We start from the raw sequence: 15,853 nt of genomic DNA on the forward strand, positions 1-15,853 counted from the left end.
TGAACATGAATGGCAAATTGATGATGTCGGCCAAACGCTTGTTGCCCGGCTATGTTCCAGAGGCACGTTCGCTTGTGAGCATTTGTTGCCGCTTCACGCAGCGCTTCGCTATTGCGGAAATCTCTGCTAGCGCAGGGACATTGTGACGCCCTTTCCCTGGACCGACCTCCTCATCATCGCCGGCCTGATCCTGATCAATGGCCTGTTTTCCATGTCCGAACTGGCGATCGTGTCCGCTCGGCCGGCCCGTCTCAAGGTATCCGCGGACAAGGGCAGCAGGGCTGCGCAGACTGCGCTCGATCTTGCTTCGGACCCGGGCAAGTTTCTCTCCACGGTGCAGATCGGCATCACCCTGATCGGCATCATTGCGGGCGCCTATTCGGGGGCAAGCCTGGGCGAGCCGGTGGGCGAGAGGCTGGCGATGCTGGGCGTTCCGGGCCATCTCTCGGGCCAGATCGGTTTCGCGCTCGTCATTATCGCGACGACTTACGGCAGCCTCGTGATCGGCGAACTGGTGCCCAAGCAACTGGCCCTGCGCGCCGCGGAGCCGGTGGCGATCATCATGGCCCGGCCGATGGCATTGCTGGCGCAGATCATGGCGCCTTTCGTCTGGCTGCTCGACAAGTCCTCGGGCCTTATCCTGCGCCTGCTGGCGGTGCGCCGCGGCGGGGAAGAGCAGCTGACCGCCGAGGAACTGCACATGATCTTCGCCGAGGCGACCCGTTCGGGCGCGATCGACGAGGACGAGCGGGCAATGATGGCAGGGGTCATGAAGCTGGCCGACCGGCCGGTGCGCGAACTGATGACCCCGCGCAACCAGATCGACTGGATCGACGTCGATTCCACCAGCGAGGAACTGCGCGCGCGGATCGCCGGATCGCCGCACTCGCTGCTGCCCGTGGCGGATGAGGACGTGCCCGACAAGGTGCTGGGCATCCTCAAGGTCCGCGAGGTCCTGGCCGCGCTCGTCGAGGGGCGCGAGGTCGATATCCGCGCCATGATGAAGAAGGCCGAAGTCATTCCCGACCAGCTCGATGCTATGGATGCGCTGCGCAAGCTGCAGGTGGCGGAAGTCTCGATGGCGGTGGTCCATGACGAGTACGGCCATCTCGAAGGCGTGGTGACGCCTTCGGACATGCTTGCGGCACTTGCCGGCAACTTCGTCAGCCACCAGGACGAAGGCGACGAGCCGATGGTCATCGAACGCGCCGACGGTTCGCTGCTCGTCTCCGGCTCGATGCCGGCCGACGCCTTTGCCGAGCGGCTGGACATAGATCTGTCCCACGACCGCGAATATGCGACCGTGGCCGGCTTCGTGCTTGCGGTTCTCAAGAAAGTCCCCCGCGAGGGTGAAGTCTTCACCGAACAGGGTTGGCGCTTCGAGGTCGTCGACATGGACGGCCTGCGCATCGACAAGCTCCTGGTGGAGATGGAGGCGGTCGACGGCGGGGACGACGGGGTTTCCGGCGACGGCTGACGCTCGGCTGGGCCTTGGATGCCTTCGCCGGAGCACAATCGGCCATCCGCAAACAAAAAGGCCGGAGCAATCGCCCCGGCCCTTTCGCGATCTGTCGTGGCAAATCAGCCGCCGATGGCGGTCTGCGCGTCGCGTCCGTCGCCTTCGGGGGCGGATAGGATCTGGCGGGTGACCTGGCCCTTGGCGACTGTGTAGGTCGAGGGATCGCCAACCGTCGAGCGGATCGCCGGATCGGGCGTGCCGGCCATGCCCAGCGTGGTCTTCTCGATCTCGCTGCGGGCCTGCGGGCCGCCGAACATCGCGTCGAGCGTCTGCTGCTGCAGGGTGCCGTCGGTCGGGCGCGGCTGGCCTTCCTTGGGCGGGCTCAGCGAGAAATCGGGCGGTACGACCAGCGGCGACTGGCGCTGCACCGCGAATTCGTCGGGACGATTGCGATTGAACAGGCCGGTACTGCCGCAGCCGGACAGGAACACGGCGCCTGCAGTGACGAGAACGAGGGCGCCAGTTTTCATCTTGGGCATCAAATCAACTCTCCGGGGCCGTTTCGACCGTTGAATCAGGCTTCTCGCGCGAAAGCAGGGATCGGGCAAGGATAATCAGGACGCCGATGGTAATGGCGGCATCGGCGATATTGAAGATCAGGAAGGGGCGAAATTCCCCGAAATGCAAGTCGGCATAGTCGATCACGTAGCCGAGCAGGAAGCGGTCGCGGATATTGCCGAGCGCACCGCCGAGCACGAGGGCCAGGGCGGCGATGTCGGCCATCTTGCGCTCGCGCAGCAGCCAGACGAACACGAAAGTCGCGATTGCCGCGGTCATCGCCACGAGCGCCCAGCGGCCCTCGGTCGACCCGGCGGTGAACAGGCCCAGCGAGACGCCGAAGTTCTGTGTCCAGTTGAGGTCGAAGAACGGCAACAGTTCGATGACCCGCACTTCGCGCAGGTTGAGGCCGTTCACCACCCATGACTTGAAGCCCTGGTCGATGAGGAAGACCACGGCCGCGATCAGCAGGCCCAGCAACCGGTTGCGCATGGGACTGCTCACGCAGGGGTTTCCATCGCGCCGACGACATCGTCGCAGCGATCGCACAGCGCGCCGTCCTCGGACACTTCCGGAAGGTGGCGCCAGCAGCGGCCGCACTTGTGGTGGGAGGTCGGGGACGCGGACACTGTTTCGCCTTGCCCCCGGGTCACTGTCGCTGTGATGAACAACTCGGCGAAGTCCGCTTCGGGAGCCGATGCCGGTACGGTCACTTCGGCGGCAAGGCTGGAGCCGACGATCTTCTCGCGGCGCAGCGGCTCGATCGCTTCGGTGACCTTCTCGCGCAGGTCGCGCAGGGCATCCCAGCGCGCCAGGTCGGCCTCGACCTCGGGCACCTTTGGCCATTCCAGCAGGTGGACGCTGTCGCCATCGGGATAGCGCGTGCCCCAGACTTCCTCGGCGGTGAAGACGATCACCGGCGCGGCATAGCGGATCAGCGCATGGAACAGCGTGTCGAGGACGGTGCGATAGGCGCGCCGTTTCGGATCCGTCGGCGCATCGCAGTAGAGGCAGTCCTTGCGGATGTCGAAGAAGAAGGCCGACAGATCCTCGTTGCAGAAGTCGATCAGCGATCGCACGTACTCGTTGAAGTCGTAGTCGCGGACCGCTTCGTGCAGCTTCCTGTCGAGCTTGCCGAGCAGGGCGAGCACATAGCGCTCCAGTTCCGGCATTTCGGCAACCGGCAGGCGTTCGGCTTCGTCGAAGTCGGCGAGCGCGCCCAGCATGTAGCGGAACGTGTTGCGCAGGCGGCGGTACTGGTCGGCCACGCCCTTGAGGATCTCGTCGCCGATGCGGTGGTCTTCGGTGAAGTCGACCGAAAGCGCCCAGAGCCGGATGATGTCGGCGCCGTACTGCTCCATGACCTTGAGCGGGCTGACCGTGTTGCCCAGCGACTTGGACATCTTCATGCCCTTGGCGTCCATCGTGAAGCCGTGGGTGAGGATGGCCTTGTAGGGCGCATGGCCGCGCGTCGCGCAGGCTTCGAGCAGCGAGGACTGGAACCAGCCGCGATGCTGGTCCGATCCTTCGAGGTAGAGATCGGCGATCGGGCCGACGTGATCCTCGTGCGGGGCCAGTTCGGGCCACTTGCCGCTTTCGAGGACGAAGGCGTGGGTCGAGCCGGAATCGAACCAGACGTCGAGAATGTCGGTGACCCGCTCGTAGTCGTCGGCCTCGTAGTCCGGGCCGAGGAATTCCTGCGCGCGCGCTTCGCTCCAGGCATCAACACCCGATTCGCGGATCGCGTTGATGATGCGGGCGTTGACTTCGGCGTCGACGAGGTATTCGCCGGTCTCGCGGTTGACGAACAGCGTGATCGGCACGCCCCAGGCGCGCTGGCGCGACAGGACCCAGTCGGGGCGGCCTTCGACCATCGAACCGATGCGGTTGCGGCCCTTTTCGGGAACGAAGCGGGTATCGGCGATTGCCTGCACGGCGGCCTGGCGCAGCGTCGGGGCGGCGCCCTCGGTTTCATCCTGCGGGTCGATAGCGCCGCCTTCGCCTTCCCAGCGCCGCTCGGCGCGAGTGGTGGCGGGCAGGTGGGTCAGCGCCTTGTCCATCGGCACGAACCACTGCGGCGTGCAGCGGAAGATCACCTTGGCCTTGGACCGCCACGAGTGCGGATAGGAGTGGCTGTAGTCCGCGCTGGCCGCCAGCAGGCCGCCGGCTTCGCGAAGGTCGCTGCAGATCGGGCCGTCGGGCGCGTTGAACTTCGGGTTGATGACCGAACCCTGGCCGCCGAGCCAACCCCAGTCCTCACGATAGCGACCGTCGCCCTCGACCGCGAACTTGGGATTGATCCCGTTCGCCTTGCACAGCTCGAAGTCGTCCTCGCCGTGGTCGGGCGCCATGTGGACGAAGCCGGTGCCGCTTTCGGTGGTGACGAAGCTGGAGCCATCGAGCAGCGGGCGCGGTTCGGCGAAGAAGCTGCCCAGCGCATGCATCGGATGGCGCACCCTGGTGCCCGCAAGCGAGGCGCCCTTGATGAAGAAGTGCAGCTTGTGGCTTTCGGCGCCGATACGCTTGAGGAAGTTCTCGACGAGCGGTTCGGCGACCATGTAGCGCGCGCCGCCCTCGACCTCGATCATGTGGTAATCGATGTGCTTGCCATAGGCGATCGCCTGGTTGACCGGGATCGTCCAGGGCGTGGTCGTCCAGATCACCACCGCGGCGCCGAGCAGGTCCTCGTCCTCGGCTTCGACGATCTCGAAGGCGACGTCGATCTGGGTGGAGACGATGTCCTCGTACTCGACCTCGGCCTCGGCCAGCGCGGTCTTTTCGACCGGGCTCCACATCACCGGCTTGGCGCCGCGGTAGAGCATGTCGTTCTCGGCGAACTTGAGCAGTTCGGTGACGATGGTCGCCTCGGCGGCGAAGTCCATCGTCAGGTAGGGCTTGTCCCAGTGGCCGTTGACGCCCAGCCGCTTGAGCTGTTCGCGCTGCACGTCGACCCAGCTCTGTGCATAGGCGCGGCATTCGGCGCGGAATTCCTCGGCCGGGACTTCGTCCTTGTTCTTCTTCTTCTTGCGGTACTGCTCCTCGACCTTCCATTCGATCGGCAGGCCATGGCAGTCCCAGCCCGGAACGTAGGGCGCGTCCTTGCCCAGCAGCGTCTGGGTGCGCGCGACCATGTCCTTGAGGATGTGGTTGAGCGCATGGCCGATGTGCATGTCGCCATTGGCGTAGGGCGGGCCGTCATGGAGGATGAACTTGTCGCGGCCCGAGCGGGCCTCGCGCGTTCTTGCGTAAATGTCCTGTTCCTGCCAGCGCGCCAGAATGCCCGGCTCCTTCTGGGGGAGTCCGGCCTTCATCGGGAAATCGGTCTTCGGCAGGAAGACGGTGCTACGATAATCGCGCTGTTCGGTCATGATCGGCGGGCGTTAGAGCAATCTGCGCCATCGGAAAAGGGTGCGCATTCGTGTCGGGCGCCAGTTCCGCCAGATTGGAGCAGAATCGGACAGGCCTGCGCGACCTTTCGCGGGGAGATGGCGGCTTGTGACCGGTCGTATCGACTTCGCCCGCGATCCGCGGAGCGCTTGGTCTCGGGCCGGGAAAACCTCGGCGAGCCCCTCAGATCAGCTCGCAGGAGCCCTTCAGGCCACGCCGGCCAGCAGCTCGCGCGCCTTCGCGCAATCGAGCGTCATCTGCGCGATCAGCGCATCGAGCGAGTCGAACTTTGCTTCGGCACGCAGGTAATGGTGGAAGGCGATTTCGATTTCCTGACCGTAGAGGTCGCCGGAAAAGTCGAAGAAATGCGGCTCGAGCAGTTCGCGCGGCGGATCGAAGGTAGGGCGCACGCCGATGTTGGCAGCGCCGAGCACCGTGCGGCCGTCGGGAAGGTGTCCGGTCACTGCATAGATGCCGTACCGCGGGCGCAGGTATGTGCCGAGGTCGAGGTTCGCGGTCGGGAAGCCGATCACGCGGCCGCGCTTGTCGCCGTGCTGGACGATGCCGCGTATGGCGAAGGGGCGGGTCAGCAGGCGCTTGACCGTCTCGCACTCGCCCGCGCGCAGAGCGTCGCGGATGCGGCTGGAGCTGATCGGGCCTTCATCGTCGTGCACCGCGCCCACCGAGCGCGAGGAGATGCCGAATTGCGGGCCCATTTCGCGCAGGATGCAGGGATTGCCGCCGCGGCCCTTGCCGAAAGTGAAGTCGTCGCCGGTCACGACGCCGGCAGCGCCGAGTTGACCGGCGAGGATTTCCTCGATCCAGTGCTCAGCCGTCGTGTTCGCCATTGCCGCGTCGAAGTGGAACACCAGCATGGCATCGGCCCCGGCTGCAGCGAAAAGTTCCTGCCGCTGAGCGAGGGTGGTGAGTCGGAACGGTTCGGCTTCGGGCTGGAAATAACGCACCGGATGCGGATCGAATGTCGCCACGACGGCCGGGCGGCCTTCCGCCCGGGCCCAGGCGATCGCTTCGCCGACCACGGCCTGGTGGCCCTGGTGGAATCCGTCGAAGTTGCCCAGCGCGATGATCGCGCCGCGGCAGGATTCGGGGATGGGGTCGCGGTTGTCGAGGCGAATCATGTAGCGCCTCGTAGATTTTCAAAGTCCAAGGTGCAATTACGTTGGCATCACTGACGGAACCGCAAAATTGAGCGGTCTTTGTCGTTTTGCCTTTTCCTTTTGCCGTTCAGACATGCGTTGAAGCGCACGAGAAGCTATCTCCGCGCGGTATGCGCGGCGATTTAATAGGTTGGGGGCAGTAAAACACTTTATACGGAAGCCATACTGATCTTGTCCAGGGACCGCTGGGAACTCTCCTAGGTCCTCTGACCTCCAGTCACAAAATTCATCGATTATCGACTTGGATAGGAAGGCGTCAGCGTCCTCAGCGACATGATCGACAAAGGTTACGAGAAAGCGATCTACCAAATTGTAGAATTCTTCATATGTGTAAGCTCCGCCTATAACGAAAGCTTCCTTGGCAGAGCAGCATTCAATCGCGGCAATAGCTTCAGGCAATTCGGAGACGAATCGGCAGGAATCAGTGGAATTAAAAAGGGGCGCCCGCCTAGAAAGGATAACATTTTCGCGTCCCTTCAGGCATCCTCCAATTGAATCGTGCGTTTTTCTTCCCATAACAACGATGTTGCCGGTCGTTGTTTTGCGGAAGAAAGCCATATCGCTCTTGATCGACCAAGGCAGGTGGTTCTTGCAGCCGATCGCACCATGTCGATCGATTGCAACAATGGCCGTCAGCGGCTTCGCTACAGGATCGAGGTTCATTGCTTACTTAGAATCCTATTGTTTTGTGAATTCAAGAGTCACTTTTGCAACACTTGCCTTCAGTCGAGCGTCAGGCGGGTGACGTGGCCCATCTTGCGGCCTGGGCGCGCGGCGGCCTTGCCGTAGAGGTGCAGGTGGTTGGCCGGATCGGAGAGGATCGCAGGCCAGTCGTGCGCCTCGTCGCCGATCAGGTTGCGCATCTCCACGGCCCTGGCGGCAAGGCCGGTGCCGCCCAGCGGCAGCCCGCAGATCGCGCGGACGTGGTTTTCGAACTGGCTGGTGACCGCGCCTTCGATGGTCCAGTGCCCCGAATTGTGCACGCGCGGCGCCATCTCGTTGAAGACCGGGCCGTCCCTGGTCGCGAAGAATTCCAGCGTGAGCACCCCGACATAGCCCAGCGCGTCGGCGACCCTGGCCGCCAGTTCGCGCGCGGCGGGGACCTGCGCCTCGACTTCGGCGCTGGCCGGGACCGTGCTGAGCGAGAGAATGCCGCCCTCATGGACGTTCTGGGCGCTATCGAAATAGCGGATGTCGCCGTCTTCGCCGCGGCACAGGATGACCGAGAATTCGGCGAAGAAGTTCACGAACCCTTCGTAGATCAGCGGCTTGGCCGGCAGGTCCAGTCCCCTGGCGTCCTCGGCCTTCATGATCCGCCACTGGCCCTTGCCGTCATAGCCGTCGCGGCGGGTCTTGAGGATGCCCGGCGCGCCGATGGCGGCAATGGCCGCGTCGAGGTCGGCCGCCGAATCGACCGGGGCGAAGGGCGCGGGAGCGCCGCCCAGATCGGTGACGAAAGTCTTTTCGTTGAGGCGGTCCTGCGCGGTTTCCAGGGCGCGCGGGTGGGGATGGAGCACGGTATCGCCAAGCTGCAGCAGCGGCGCGACCGGCACGTTCTCGAATTCGTAGGTCACCACTGCGCAGTCCGCGGCGAAGCGGGCGAGGGCTTCGGCATCGTGCCAGTCCGCACAGGTGAACGCCGCGCTAACCTCGGCAGCGATCGAATCGGCTTCGGGCGCAAAGATATGGCAGCGATAGCCGAGCTGCGCGGCCGCCACCGCGATCATCCGGCCCAGTTGGCCGCCGCCGAGAATTCCGATCGTTTCGCCTGGTGGGATCATTGGCCCGGGACTGTGCTTTCTTGGTCTTGGGTTGGGAGGAATGCGTTTCGCTTGCCGGTCAGGACGGGCGCTCGGCCACGCTCTCGGTTTGCTCGGCGCGGAACGCCTTGAGGCGTTCGGCCAGCTCGGGGTCGCCGGTGGACAGGATCGAGGCAGCAAGGAGGCCGGCGTTGGCCGCGCCCGCTTCGCCGATCGCCAGTGTGCCTACAGGAATGCCGGCGGGCATCTGTACGATCGAGAGCAGGCTGTCCTGCCCCGAAAGCGCTTTCGACTGGACCGGCACGCCCAGCACCGGCAGGTGCGTCATCGATGCGACCATGCCCGGCAGGTGCGCCGCGCCGCCCGCTCCGGCGATGATCACCTTGAAGCCTTCGTCCTCGGCGCTCTTGGCGAAAGCGACGAGACGGTCGGGCGTGCGGTGCGCGGAAACGATGCGCGCGTCGTAGGGCACGCCCAGCTTGTCGAGCATGGCGGCGGCGCGCTGCATGGTCGGCCAGTCGGACTGGCTGCCCATGATGATCGCGACAGTCGGCTGTTCGCTCACCTCAACGCTCCGACAGGTAGTAACGGTCGACCACGTTGAGGTCGGTGTCGAGGTCGTAGACGATCGGCTGGCCGGTCGGGATTTCCAGTCCGGTGATTTCCTCGTCCGAGATGTTGGAGAGGTGCTTCACCAGCGCGCGCAGGGAATTGCCGTGGGCCGAAACGATCACGGTGGCATCCGAGCTCGTCCGCAGGTGCGGGACGATCGAGCTCTGGTAATAGGGCAGGACGCGCGCGATGGTGTCCTTGAGGCTCTCGGTCTGCGGCACGTCGATTCCGGCATAGCGCGGGTCGGAGGACAGGTCGAACTCGCTGCCGCGTTCGAGGACCGGCGGCGGCGTATCGAAGCTGCGGCGCCAGATCTTCACCTGGTCCTCGCCGTGCCTGGCCGCGGTCTCGGCCTTGTCGAGGCCGGTGAGTCCGCCGTAGTGACGCTCATTGAGGCGCCAGTCCTTGGTTTCCGGGATCCACAGGATGCCCGCGGCCTCCAGCGCGAAGTGCAGCGTCTTGATCGCGCGGGTCTGCAGCGAGGTGAACGCGACGGTCGGCAGGATGCCCTTTTCCTTCAGCAGCGCGCCGGCCGCTCGGGCCTCTGCTTCGCCTTTCTCGGTGAGGTCGACGTCCCACCAGCCGGTGAAACGGTTCTCGAGATTCCATTGGCTCTGGCCGTGGCGAACGAGGATCAGGCGAGGCAAGGCGGATATCCTTTATTTGGCGGCGTCTTGGCCGTGGCGGTACCTTCGAAAGGGTCGGACTGAACTTTCAGGCCGCAGCCCCTAGCTTTCCGGGGGCGATTTGGAAAGCCTGCCCGATTCGTTTTCGCGCCCGGCTCAGTCCGGCTGCGCATCGCTCGCGGCATTGCCGGGGGTGCCCAGGGCCCGGGCCTGGGCCTTGCGGCGGCGCAAGTTCTCGCGCAGCTTGGCGGCCAGCCTTTCCTCTCGAGTCTGCGCGGCTGCGGGGGATGCCTGGGGCTTGCGGACATCGTCGTTCATGGCCATCGCAATGCATCCATGTTCGGGAAAGCGCAAGCGACGCTTGACAATTGGCCCGCTCGCAGACAATAGCGCGCCCCTGCCCCGCATCGACGGGGAGACGGCGCCGGACTTTGCCGGTTGCAGGCGCTGCTGTAGCTCAGTGGTAGAGCGCACCCTTGGTAAGGGTGAGGTCGGGAGTTCAATCCTCCCCAGCAGCACCATTATTCTTTCATCGCCATGTCGAATGTAAGTGCTGTCGGTGCTGAAGGCGCGGACTTGCGCCGTTTTTCCCTGACCAGAGATTTAACCTAAGTTGCTGTTTTGCAACCCATTGTCATCAAACTGTCGTCGGATTGGCACGGCAGTGTCATCGTTCGTGCCTAGTGGGCGCCCCGCGACATCAGAAAAGTCACAGGGAACTCTCCACCATGAACTCCACTGCTCGCCTCCTTGCGGGGCTGCTGGCTTCGGCCTCTTTTGCCTCGATTGCCCATGCAGGCGAAATTTCCGGTAACGTCTATGACGCCACCGGCACGCGCGCTCTGCAGTCGGCCTCGGTCAGTATTGTCGAACTGGACCGTTCGGTGGAGACGGACCGCAGCGGCAATTACATCATCGCCGACATTCCGGCGGGCACCTACACGCTGGAAGCGCGCTATGTCGGCGCCGAGATCGAATCGCGGACGATCGAAGTGCCGGAGACGGGCAGCGTTTCGGGCGATTTCGACCTGCGCGGCATCGGCGGGGGCGACATCCTCGTCGTCGGCCAGGCGGCCAACCTGTCCAGCTCGCTCTCGCGCCAGAAGGCCGCCGACGGGGTGGAATCGGTGCTGACGCGCGATGCCATCGGCCAGTTCCCGGACCAGAACGTCGCCGAATCGCTGCGCCGCCTGCCGGGCGTGAACATTCTCAACGACCAGGGCGAAGGCCGCTTCGTTTCCGTGCGCGGCCTCGATCCCGAACTCAACGCCACCTCGCTCAACGGCGTGCGCGTGCCTGCGCCGGAATCGGATACCCGTCAGGTCGCGCTGGACGTCATTTCCTCCGACACGATCGAATCGATCGAAGTGAAGAAGTCGCTGACCCCGGACATGGACGCCGACACCATCGGCGCCTCGATCGAGATCAAGACCACCAGCGCCTTCGACCGCAAGAAGGACTACTACGCGGTCCGCGCCGAGGGCAGCTACAACGACTACTCGGGCGAGGTCACGCCCAAGGGCGGTTTCGACTTCTCGACGCGCATCGGCGACGACTTCGGCGTTTCGGGCGGCGTGAGCTACTACGAGCGCAAGTTCGAGACGGATAACGTCGAATCGGACAACTGGGACGTTACCGACGGCGGCATCGCCTATTCGCCCGAACTGGAATACCGCGACTACGACGTCACGCGTAAGCGCCTCAACGCGACGCTCAACTTCGACTGGCGCGTGTCCGACACGACGACCGCCTATGTGCGCGGCAACTGGAGCCAGTTCGACGATCACGAGTATCGCCGCCGCACGACCTTCATCTTCGACGCCGAGCCCTTTGCCGGCGACGATGCCAGTGCATCGTTCCGCGATTCAGACGATCGCATCGAAGTGCGCCGCGACCTCAAGGATCGTTTCGAGCGCCAGCGCATCCGCACCGTCGCGATCGGCAGCGACACCGATACCGGGACCTGGAAGTTCAACTGGTCGGCCAGCTATGCCAAGTCGACCGAGAAGGAAGACTTCTCCGTCGACCCGACCCGCTTCCGCGCCCGTTTCGAAGACGATGGCGTGGTGATCGACTGGGACTACAGCGATCCGCGGGTTCCGCACTATTCGATTGCCAGCGGGGCCGACCTCGTCAACGACCCTACGCTCTACAAGTTCAACCGCACCGAGCTGACCACGAATTCGGACAGCCAGGACCGGGAATATGCGGTGAAGGCCGACCTGGCGCGGACTTTCGCGACCGACAGCGGCGACTTCACGATCCAGGCGGGCGCGAAGGCACGCTGGCGCAAGAAGTCCTACAACTTCGACATGATCTACTACGGTGACTACGACGGCGACTACACGCTTGCCGACGTGCTGGGCGAGCAGACCTACCGGCTCGACGGGATCAGCCTTGGCCCCGTCGCCAGCAAGACCGGCCCCAAGGACTTCCTGCTCGCCAACCGCGACGGTTTCGAGATCGACGACTACGAGACCGCGCTCGCTTCGGCGACGGACGACTATTCGGTCAAGGAAGACATCACCGCCGGCTATGCCCTGGCCCGTTGGGACAGCGATGCCTTGCGCGTCATCGGCGGCGTGCGCATGGAGCACACCCGCAATGTGCTCAACGGCAACATCGTCACGGATGACGGAGATACCGTTGCCGTCGATCCGGTCCGGTTCAAACGCAGTTACACCGACTGGCTGCCGAGCCTGACGGTCCGCTGGGCTCCGCAGAACGACCTCGTGTTCCGCGCTGCGGGCTACAAGAGTCTCGTGCGTCCCAAGCTCTCGGCAATGGCGCCGCGCAACACGGTGAACGAAGACAACGAGGCCGAATTCGGCAACCCCGATCTCAAGCCCTACGAAGCGTGGAACGCCGACGTCGGGTTCGAGTACTACTTCTCGGGCAACGGGGCGATCTCGTTCGGGGGCTTCTACAAGGATATCAGCAACTACGCGGTCAAGCAGACCTTCGACGACTTCACCTACAACGGCACGCTCTACGACCAGTTCCAGACCACCATCAACGGCGACAGCGCTCAAATAGTCGGTTTCGAAGCGAGCTTCAGCCAGGTCTATTCGATGCTGCCGGCGCCCTTCGACGGCCTGCTGACCCAGCTCAACTACACCTACACTTACGCCAACGGCACCTTGGCCGACGGTCGCAAGATCTCGCTGCCCAGCTCTTCGAAGAACACCTTCAACGTCGTGCTTGGCTATGAGAAGGGTCCGGTGGACCTGCGTCTGGCCGGGACCTATCGTGACAAGTACCTCGATGAAGTGGGTGACGATGCGACGCAAGACAGGTTCGTCGACAATCACTTCCAGCTCGATTTCTCGGGCAAGCTCAAGGTGACCGACAACCTGCGCCTGACGCTCGACGTCATCAACATCAACAACGCGAAGTACTTCGCCTACCAGAACTTCGCCGGTGCGCAGCGCCTGCTGCAGTTCGAGAAGTACGGCCCGACCTTCAAGTTCGGTGCAAGGATGAACTTCTGATGGATTGGCGGACCATCCTCGGGGCCGGGTCAGGAGTGATGCTCCCGGCCGTTCTCCTCGCCGGTTGCGCGACAACCGGCGAGGCGCCGCGGCCCTACCTGCCTGCCATCGACGTTCCGGCCCAGGCCGAAACCCTGCCGGTGGGCACGGCCCATGCCGATGCCGCCGACGACCCGGCAATCTGGCGCAATGCGGCCGATCCCGCGGCGAGCCTGATCGTCGGCACCGACAAGAAGGCCGGTCTCTATGTCTATGGTCTTGACGGCAAGGTTCGCGATTTCCTTGCTGCCGGGGCGATCAACAATGTCGACCTGCGTGAGGTGCGCATGGCCGATGGCGGCACGCGTATCCTCGTGGCTGCCAGCGACCGCACCGACAAGGCGCAGCCGCGCATTGCCCTGTTCTGGCTCGATGGTGCGACGGGCAAGTTGACGGAAATCGGTTCGGATACCTTCCTGCCTGCCGGTCATGCACCGGCCGAGGCCTACGGGTTCTGCCTTGGCGGTGCGCTCGGCCCGAACGAGCTGGCGCGGGCCTATGTCGTGCTCAAGGATGGGACCGTCGCCGAAAGCGGCCTGTACGAAAAGGATGGCCGGATCGTGCCGGACTATCTGCGGCAGGTGAAGTTCGCCAGCCAGTCGGAAGGCTGCGTCGTCGACGATGCGACACACACGCTCTACATCGCCGAAGAGGACGTCGGCATCTGGCGCGTGCCTCTGACGGGCGAACTGAAAGCCGCACCGTTCGCGCGCGTCGGGGCCGAAGACGGGCTGGTCGACGATGTCGAGGGACTTGCCATTGCCCAGAAACCGGGCGGCGGCAGCAGCTGGCTGGTGGCATCGAGCCAGGGCGACAATGCCTATGCCGTGTTCGATCCGACTTCGGGCAAGCTCGCAGGCCGCTTCCGCATCGATGGCGGGGTGATCGACGGGACCAGCGATACCGACGGGATCGAGGTGGTGCTCGGCGATTTCGGCCCGCAGTTCCCGGAAGGCCTGTTCATTGCGCAGGACGGGGACAACGCCCCCGATGCGCAGAACTTCAAGCTGCTCTCCTGGCGCGCGATCCGCACTGCGCTCGGCCTCGACTGACCCGAGCCGGGCGCTCGCCGCACCCGGCCGCCATGGTGCAATCCGCTTGAGGCTCGGGCGGCAATTGCGGTATGGGGCCGGGACTGGCGAGGGAATCGTGACCTTTGGACATGCGTAATGCGATCAGTGCTGCCCTGGGTGCCGCGCTTCTGGCCATGCCGGGCGTTGCCTGCGCCGATGTCCTGCAAGTGGGCGAGGGCGGCTTCACCTGGATTGCAGGCGGTCCGGTCCAGCTTCCCGGGCAGGAGGCCCTGGCCGGTGAAGCACTCGCGGTTCCCGAGCATCTCGACGCGGGGCTGGAGCCCCAGTCGATCACCCATGCCCTCGATGCCGCCGGGCCTTCGCGCTGGCGGACACGCGTGGCCGAGCTGGCGGCGAAGTACGACATTAGCCCCAGCCTGCTCGAAGCCGTGGTCTGGCAGGAAAGCCGCTGGAACGAAAAGGCGGTTTCCCCCGTCGGCGCGCGCGGTCTCGCCCAGCTCATGCCCGGCACCGCGCGGCAGATGGGGGTCGATGCCGCCGATCCCATGGCGAATCTGGAAGGCGGCGCGCGATACCTGCGCATGCAGCTGGACGCTTTCGGCGGCGATATCGAGAAGGCGCTGGCGGCCTACAATGCAGGGCCGATGCGCGTGCAGCAGGCCGGTGGCATCCCGCGCATTCGCGAGACGCAGGCCTATGTCGCGGCGATCATGGCGCGTTTGGCCGATCCGGTCCGCCAGTAAATCTGATAGGCGGTTCAGGCCGTGACGGCCAGGGCGGCGCGCCGCAGCTGCAGCGCGCCCGTCCTGTCTCTCAGCCGAGCATGGCCTGCATCATCGAGCGCACTTCGGCGCCCATGTCCTCACGGTCGAGCGCGATGGCGAGGGTCGCTTCGACGAAGCCGACCTTCGATCCGCAGTCGAAGCGGCGGCCATCGAAAGTCACGGCGTGGAAAGGCTGTTCGCCGATCAGCTTGGCCATCGAATCGGTCAGCTGGATTTCGCCGCCTGCACCTTTGCCCTGGTTGGCGAGCAGGCCCATGATCTCGGGCTGGAGGATGTAGCGGCCGGAGACGATCTTGTTCGAAGGGGCGTCTTCTGCCCTGGGCTTCTCCACGAGGCCCTTCACTTCGGTAAGGTTGCCCTTGCTTTCGCCCGGCGCGATGACGCCGTAGCTCGAGACTTCCTCATGCGGGACCTCGATCACCGAGACGAGGTTGCCGCCGACCTTGTTGTAGGCCTCGACCATCTGCGCCATGCAGCCGGGTGAGCCGTACATCAGCTCGTCGGGGAGGAAGATCGCGAAGGGCTCGTCGCCGACGACGGCGCGCGCGCACCAGATCGCGTGGCCCAGTCCCATCGGCACCTGCTGGCGCACGGTGACCAGATTACCCGGCTGGATGCGCGTCGGATCCAGCGGATCGAGCGATTTTCCGCGCGAATTCATCGTCGCTTCCAGTTCGTAGGCGGTATCGAAATGCTCCACGATCGCGGTCTTGCCGCGACCTGTGACGAAGACGAACTCCTCGATCCCCGCCTCGCGCGCCTCATCCACGGCGTACTGGATCAGCGGGCGATCGACCACCGGAAGCAGTTCCTTGGGGATCGCCTTGGTGGCGGGCAGGAAGCGCGTGCCCAGACCGGCAACAGGAAAGACGGCCTTGCGGACGGGCTTGCGGAAATTGTTGTCTGACATGGACTAAGTCTTCG

General features: G+C 64.5%; 14 protein-coding genes and 1 tRNA gene. 5 read left to right on the top strand and 10 right to left on the bottom strand.

Annotated features, from left to right (window positions below):
- Positions 1-142 precede the first annotated feature (142 nt).
- A complete protein-coding gene (locus tag PP1Y_RS06480) occupies positions 143-1,477 on the top strand; it encodes a hemolysin family protein (protein ID WP_041558636.1) in 1,335 nt (444 codons plus the stop codon).
- Positions 1,478-1,581: 104 nt separating this feature from the next.
- On the opposite strand, the gene PP1Y_RS06485 is transcribed toward PP1Y_RS06480, so the two are convergent.
- The 9 genes from PP1Y_RS06485 to PP1Y_RS26090 all read right to left on the bottom strand — a co-directional run bounded on the left by PP1Y_RS06485 (position 1,582) and on the right by PP1Y_RS26090 (position 9,898).
- On the bottom strand, positions 1,582-1,998 hold the full coding sequence (locus tag PP1Y_RS06485; RefSeq protein ID WP_007012677.1) for a DUF3035 domain-containing protein: 417 nt from the start codon (positions 1,996-1,998) through the stop codon (positions 1,582-1,584).
- A 4-nt stretch (positions 1,999-2,002) separates the two neighbouring features.
- Entirely contained in the window at positions 2,003-2,509 is a 507-nt protein-coding gene (lspA, locus tag PP1Y_RS06490) for a signal peptidase II (RefSeq protein ID WP_007012678.1), read from the bottom strand.
- Between the two features lie 8 nt (positions 2,510-2,517).
- Positions 2,518-5,385, bottom strand: coding sequence for an isoleucine--tRNA ligase (gene ileS / locus PP1Y_RS06495; protein ID WP_013831524.1), 2,868 nt, complete (start codon positions 5,383-5,385; stop codon positions 2,518-2,520).
- Positions 5,386-5,610: 225 nt separating this feature from the next.
- Positions 5,611-6,543: a bifunctional riboflavin kinase/FAD synthetase gene (locus PP1Y_RS06500; protein ID WP_013831525.1), complete on the bottom strand. Its 933-nt coding sequence runs from the start codon at positions 6,541-6,543 to the stop codon at positions 5,611-5,613.
- A gap of 36 nt (positions 6,544-6,579) precedes the next feature.
- Positions 6,580-7,245 (bottom strand): dihydrofolate reductase, encoded by a 666-nt coding sequence (locus PP1Y_RS24625; RefSeq protein ID WP_013831526.1) that lies wholly within the window; start codon positions 7,243-7,245, stop codon positions 6,580-6,582.
- A gap of 59 nt (positions 7,246-7,304) precedes the next feature.
- Positions 7,305-8,363, bottom strand: coding sequence for a 5-(carboxyamino)imidazole ribonucleotide synthase (locus tag PP1Y_RS06510; protein ID WP_013831527.1), 1,059 nt, complete (start codon positions 8,361-8,363; stop codon positions 7,305-7,307).
- A 58-nt stretch (positions 8,364-8,421) separates the two neighbouring features.
- Entirely contained in the window at positions 8,422-8,877 is a 456-nt protein-coding gene (purE, locus tag PP1Y_RS06515) for a 5-(carboxyamino)imidazole ribonucleotide mutase (RefSeq protein ID WP_369799504.1), read from the bottom strand.
- Positions 8,878-8,908: 31 nt separating this feature from the next.
- The gene (gene gpmA / locus PP1Y_RS06520; protein WP_013831529.1) at positions 8,909-9,601 is read right to left on the bottom strand and encodes a 2,3-diphosphoglycerate-dependent phosphoglycerate mutase; all 693 of its coding nucleotides are present in this window, start codon (positions 9,599-9,601) and stop codon (positions 8,909-8,911) included.
- A gap of 135 nt (positions 9,602-9,736) precedes the next feature.
- Positions 9,737-9,898, bottom strand: a complete 162-nt coding sequence (locus PP1Y_RS26090; protein WP_173364722.1) for a hypothetical protein — start codon at positions 9,896-9,898, stop codon at positions 9,737-9,739.
- A gap of 128 nt (positions 9,899-10,026) precedes the next feature.
- On the opposite strand from PP1Y_RS26090, the gene PP1Y_RS06530 reads away from it, so the two are divergent.
- From PP1Y_RS06530 to PP1Y_RS06545, 4 genes are all read left to right on the top strand, one after another.
- A tRNA-Thr gene (locus PP1Y_RS06530) sits at positions 10,027-10,101 on the top strand.
- A 207-nt stretch (positions 10,102-10,308) separates the two neighbouring features.
- On the top strand, positions 10,309-13,071 hold the full coding sequence (locus PP1Y_RS06535) for a TonB-dependent receptor (RefSeq protein ID WP_013831530.1): 2,763 nt from the start codon (positions 10,309-10,311) through the stop codon (positions 13,069-13,071).
- Positions 13,071-14,162 (top strand): phytase, encoded by a 1,092-nt coding sequence (locus PP1Y_RS06540; RefSeq protein WP_148274902.1) that lies wholly within the window; start codon positions 13,071-13,073, stop codon positions 14,160-14,162. The genes PP1Y_RS06535 and PP1Y_RS06540 overlap by 1 nt, the downstream gene beginning before the upstream one ends.
- Positions 14,163-14,272: 110 nt before the next feature.
- A complete protein-coding gene (locus tag PP1Y_RS06545; RefSeq protein WP_041558638.1) occupies positions 14,273-14,887 on the top strand; it encodes a lytic transglycosylase domain-containing protein in 615 nt (204 codons plus the stop codon).
- 70 nt (positions 14,888-14,957) lie between these two features.
- On the opposite strand, the gene PP1Y_RS06550 is transcribed toward PP1Y_RS06545, so the two are convergent.
- Positions 14,958-15,839 carry a UTP--glucose-1-phosphate uridylyltransferase gene (locus PP1Y_RS06550; RefSeq protein ID WP_013831533.1) on the bottom strand — a complete coding sequence of 294 codons (882 nt, stop codon included), beginning with the start codon at positions 15,837-15,839 and terminating at the stop codon, positions 14,958-14,960.
- Positions 15,840-15,853 lie beyond the last annotated feature (14 nt).

Origin of the sequence: Novosphingobium sp. PP1Y (genome assembly GCF_000253255.1) — a bacterium.
Taxonomy (GTDB): Bacteria; Pseudomonadota; Alphaproteobacteria; order Sphingomonadales; family Sphingomonadaceae; genus Novosphingobium.

Coding starts and splice junctions, on each gene's coding strand:
- PP1Y_RS06485 (WP_007012677.1), bottom strand. CDS start 1,998: ATGCCCAAGATGAAAACTGGCGCCCTCGTTCTCGTCACTGCAGGCGCC.
- PP1Y_RS06545 (WP_041558638.1), top strand. CDS start 14,273: ATGCGTAATGCGATCAGTGCTGCCCTGGGTGCCGCGCTTCTGGCCATG.
- purE (WP_369799504.1), bottom strand. CDS start 8,877: ATGGGCAGCCAGTCCGACTGGCCGACCATGCAGCGCGCCGCCGCCATG.
- PP1Y_RS24625 (WP_013831526.1), bottom strand. CDS start 7,245: ATGAACCTCGATCCTGTAGCGAAGCCGCTGACGGCCATTGTTGCAATC.
- PP1Y_RS06510 (WP_013831527.1), bottom strand. CDS start 8,363: ATGATCCCACCAGGCGAAACGATCGGAATTCTCGGCGGCGGCCAACTG.
- PP1Y_RS06500 (WP_013831525.1), bottom strand. CDS start 6,543: ATGATTCGCCTCGACAACCGCGACCCCATCCCCGAATCCTGCCGCGGC.
- PP1Y_RS26090 (WP_173364722.1), bottom strand. CDS start 9,898: ATGAACGACGATGTCCGCAAGCCCCAGGCATCCCCCGCAGCCGCGCAG.
- lspA (WP_007012678.1), bottom strand. CDS start 2,509: ATGCGCAACCGGTTGCTGGGCCTGCTGATCGCGGCCGTGGTCTTCCTC.
- PP1Y_RS06535 (WP_013831530.1), top strand. CDS start 10,309: ATGAACTCCACTGCTCGCCTCCTTGCGGGGCTGCTGGCTTCGGCCTCT.
- ileS (WP_013831524.1), bottom strand. CDS start 5,385: ATGACCGAACAGCGCGATTATCGTAGCACCGTCTTCCTGCCGAAGACC.
- PP1Y_RS06550 (WP_013831533.1), bottom strand. CDS start 15,839: ATGTCAGACAACAATTTCCGCAAGCCCGTCCGCAAGGCCGTCTTTCCT.
- PP1Y_RS06540 (WP_148274902.1), top strand. CDS start 13,071: ATGGATTGGCGGACCATCCTCGGGGCCGGGTCAGGAGTGATGCTCCCG.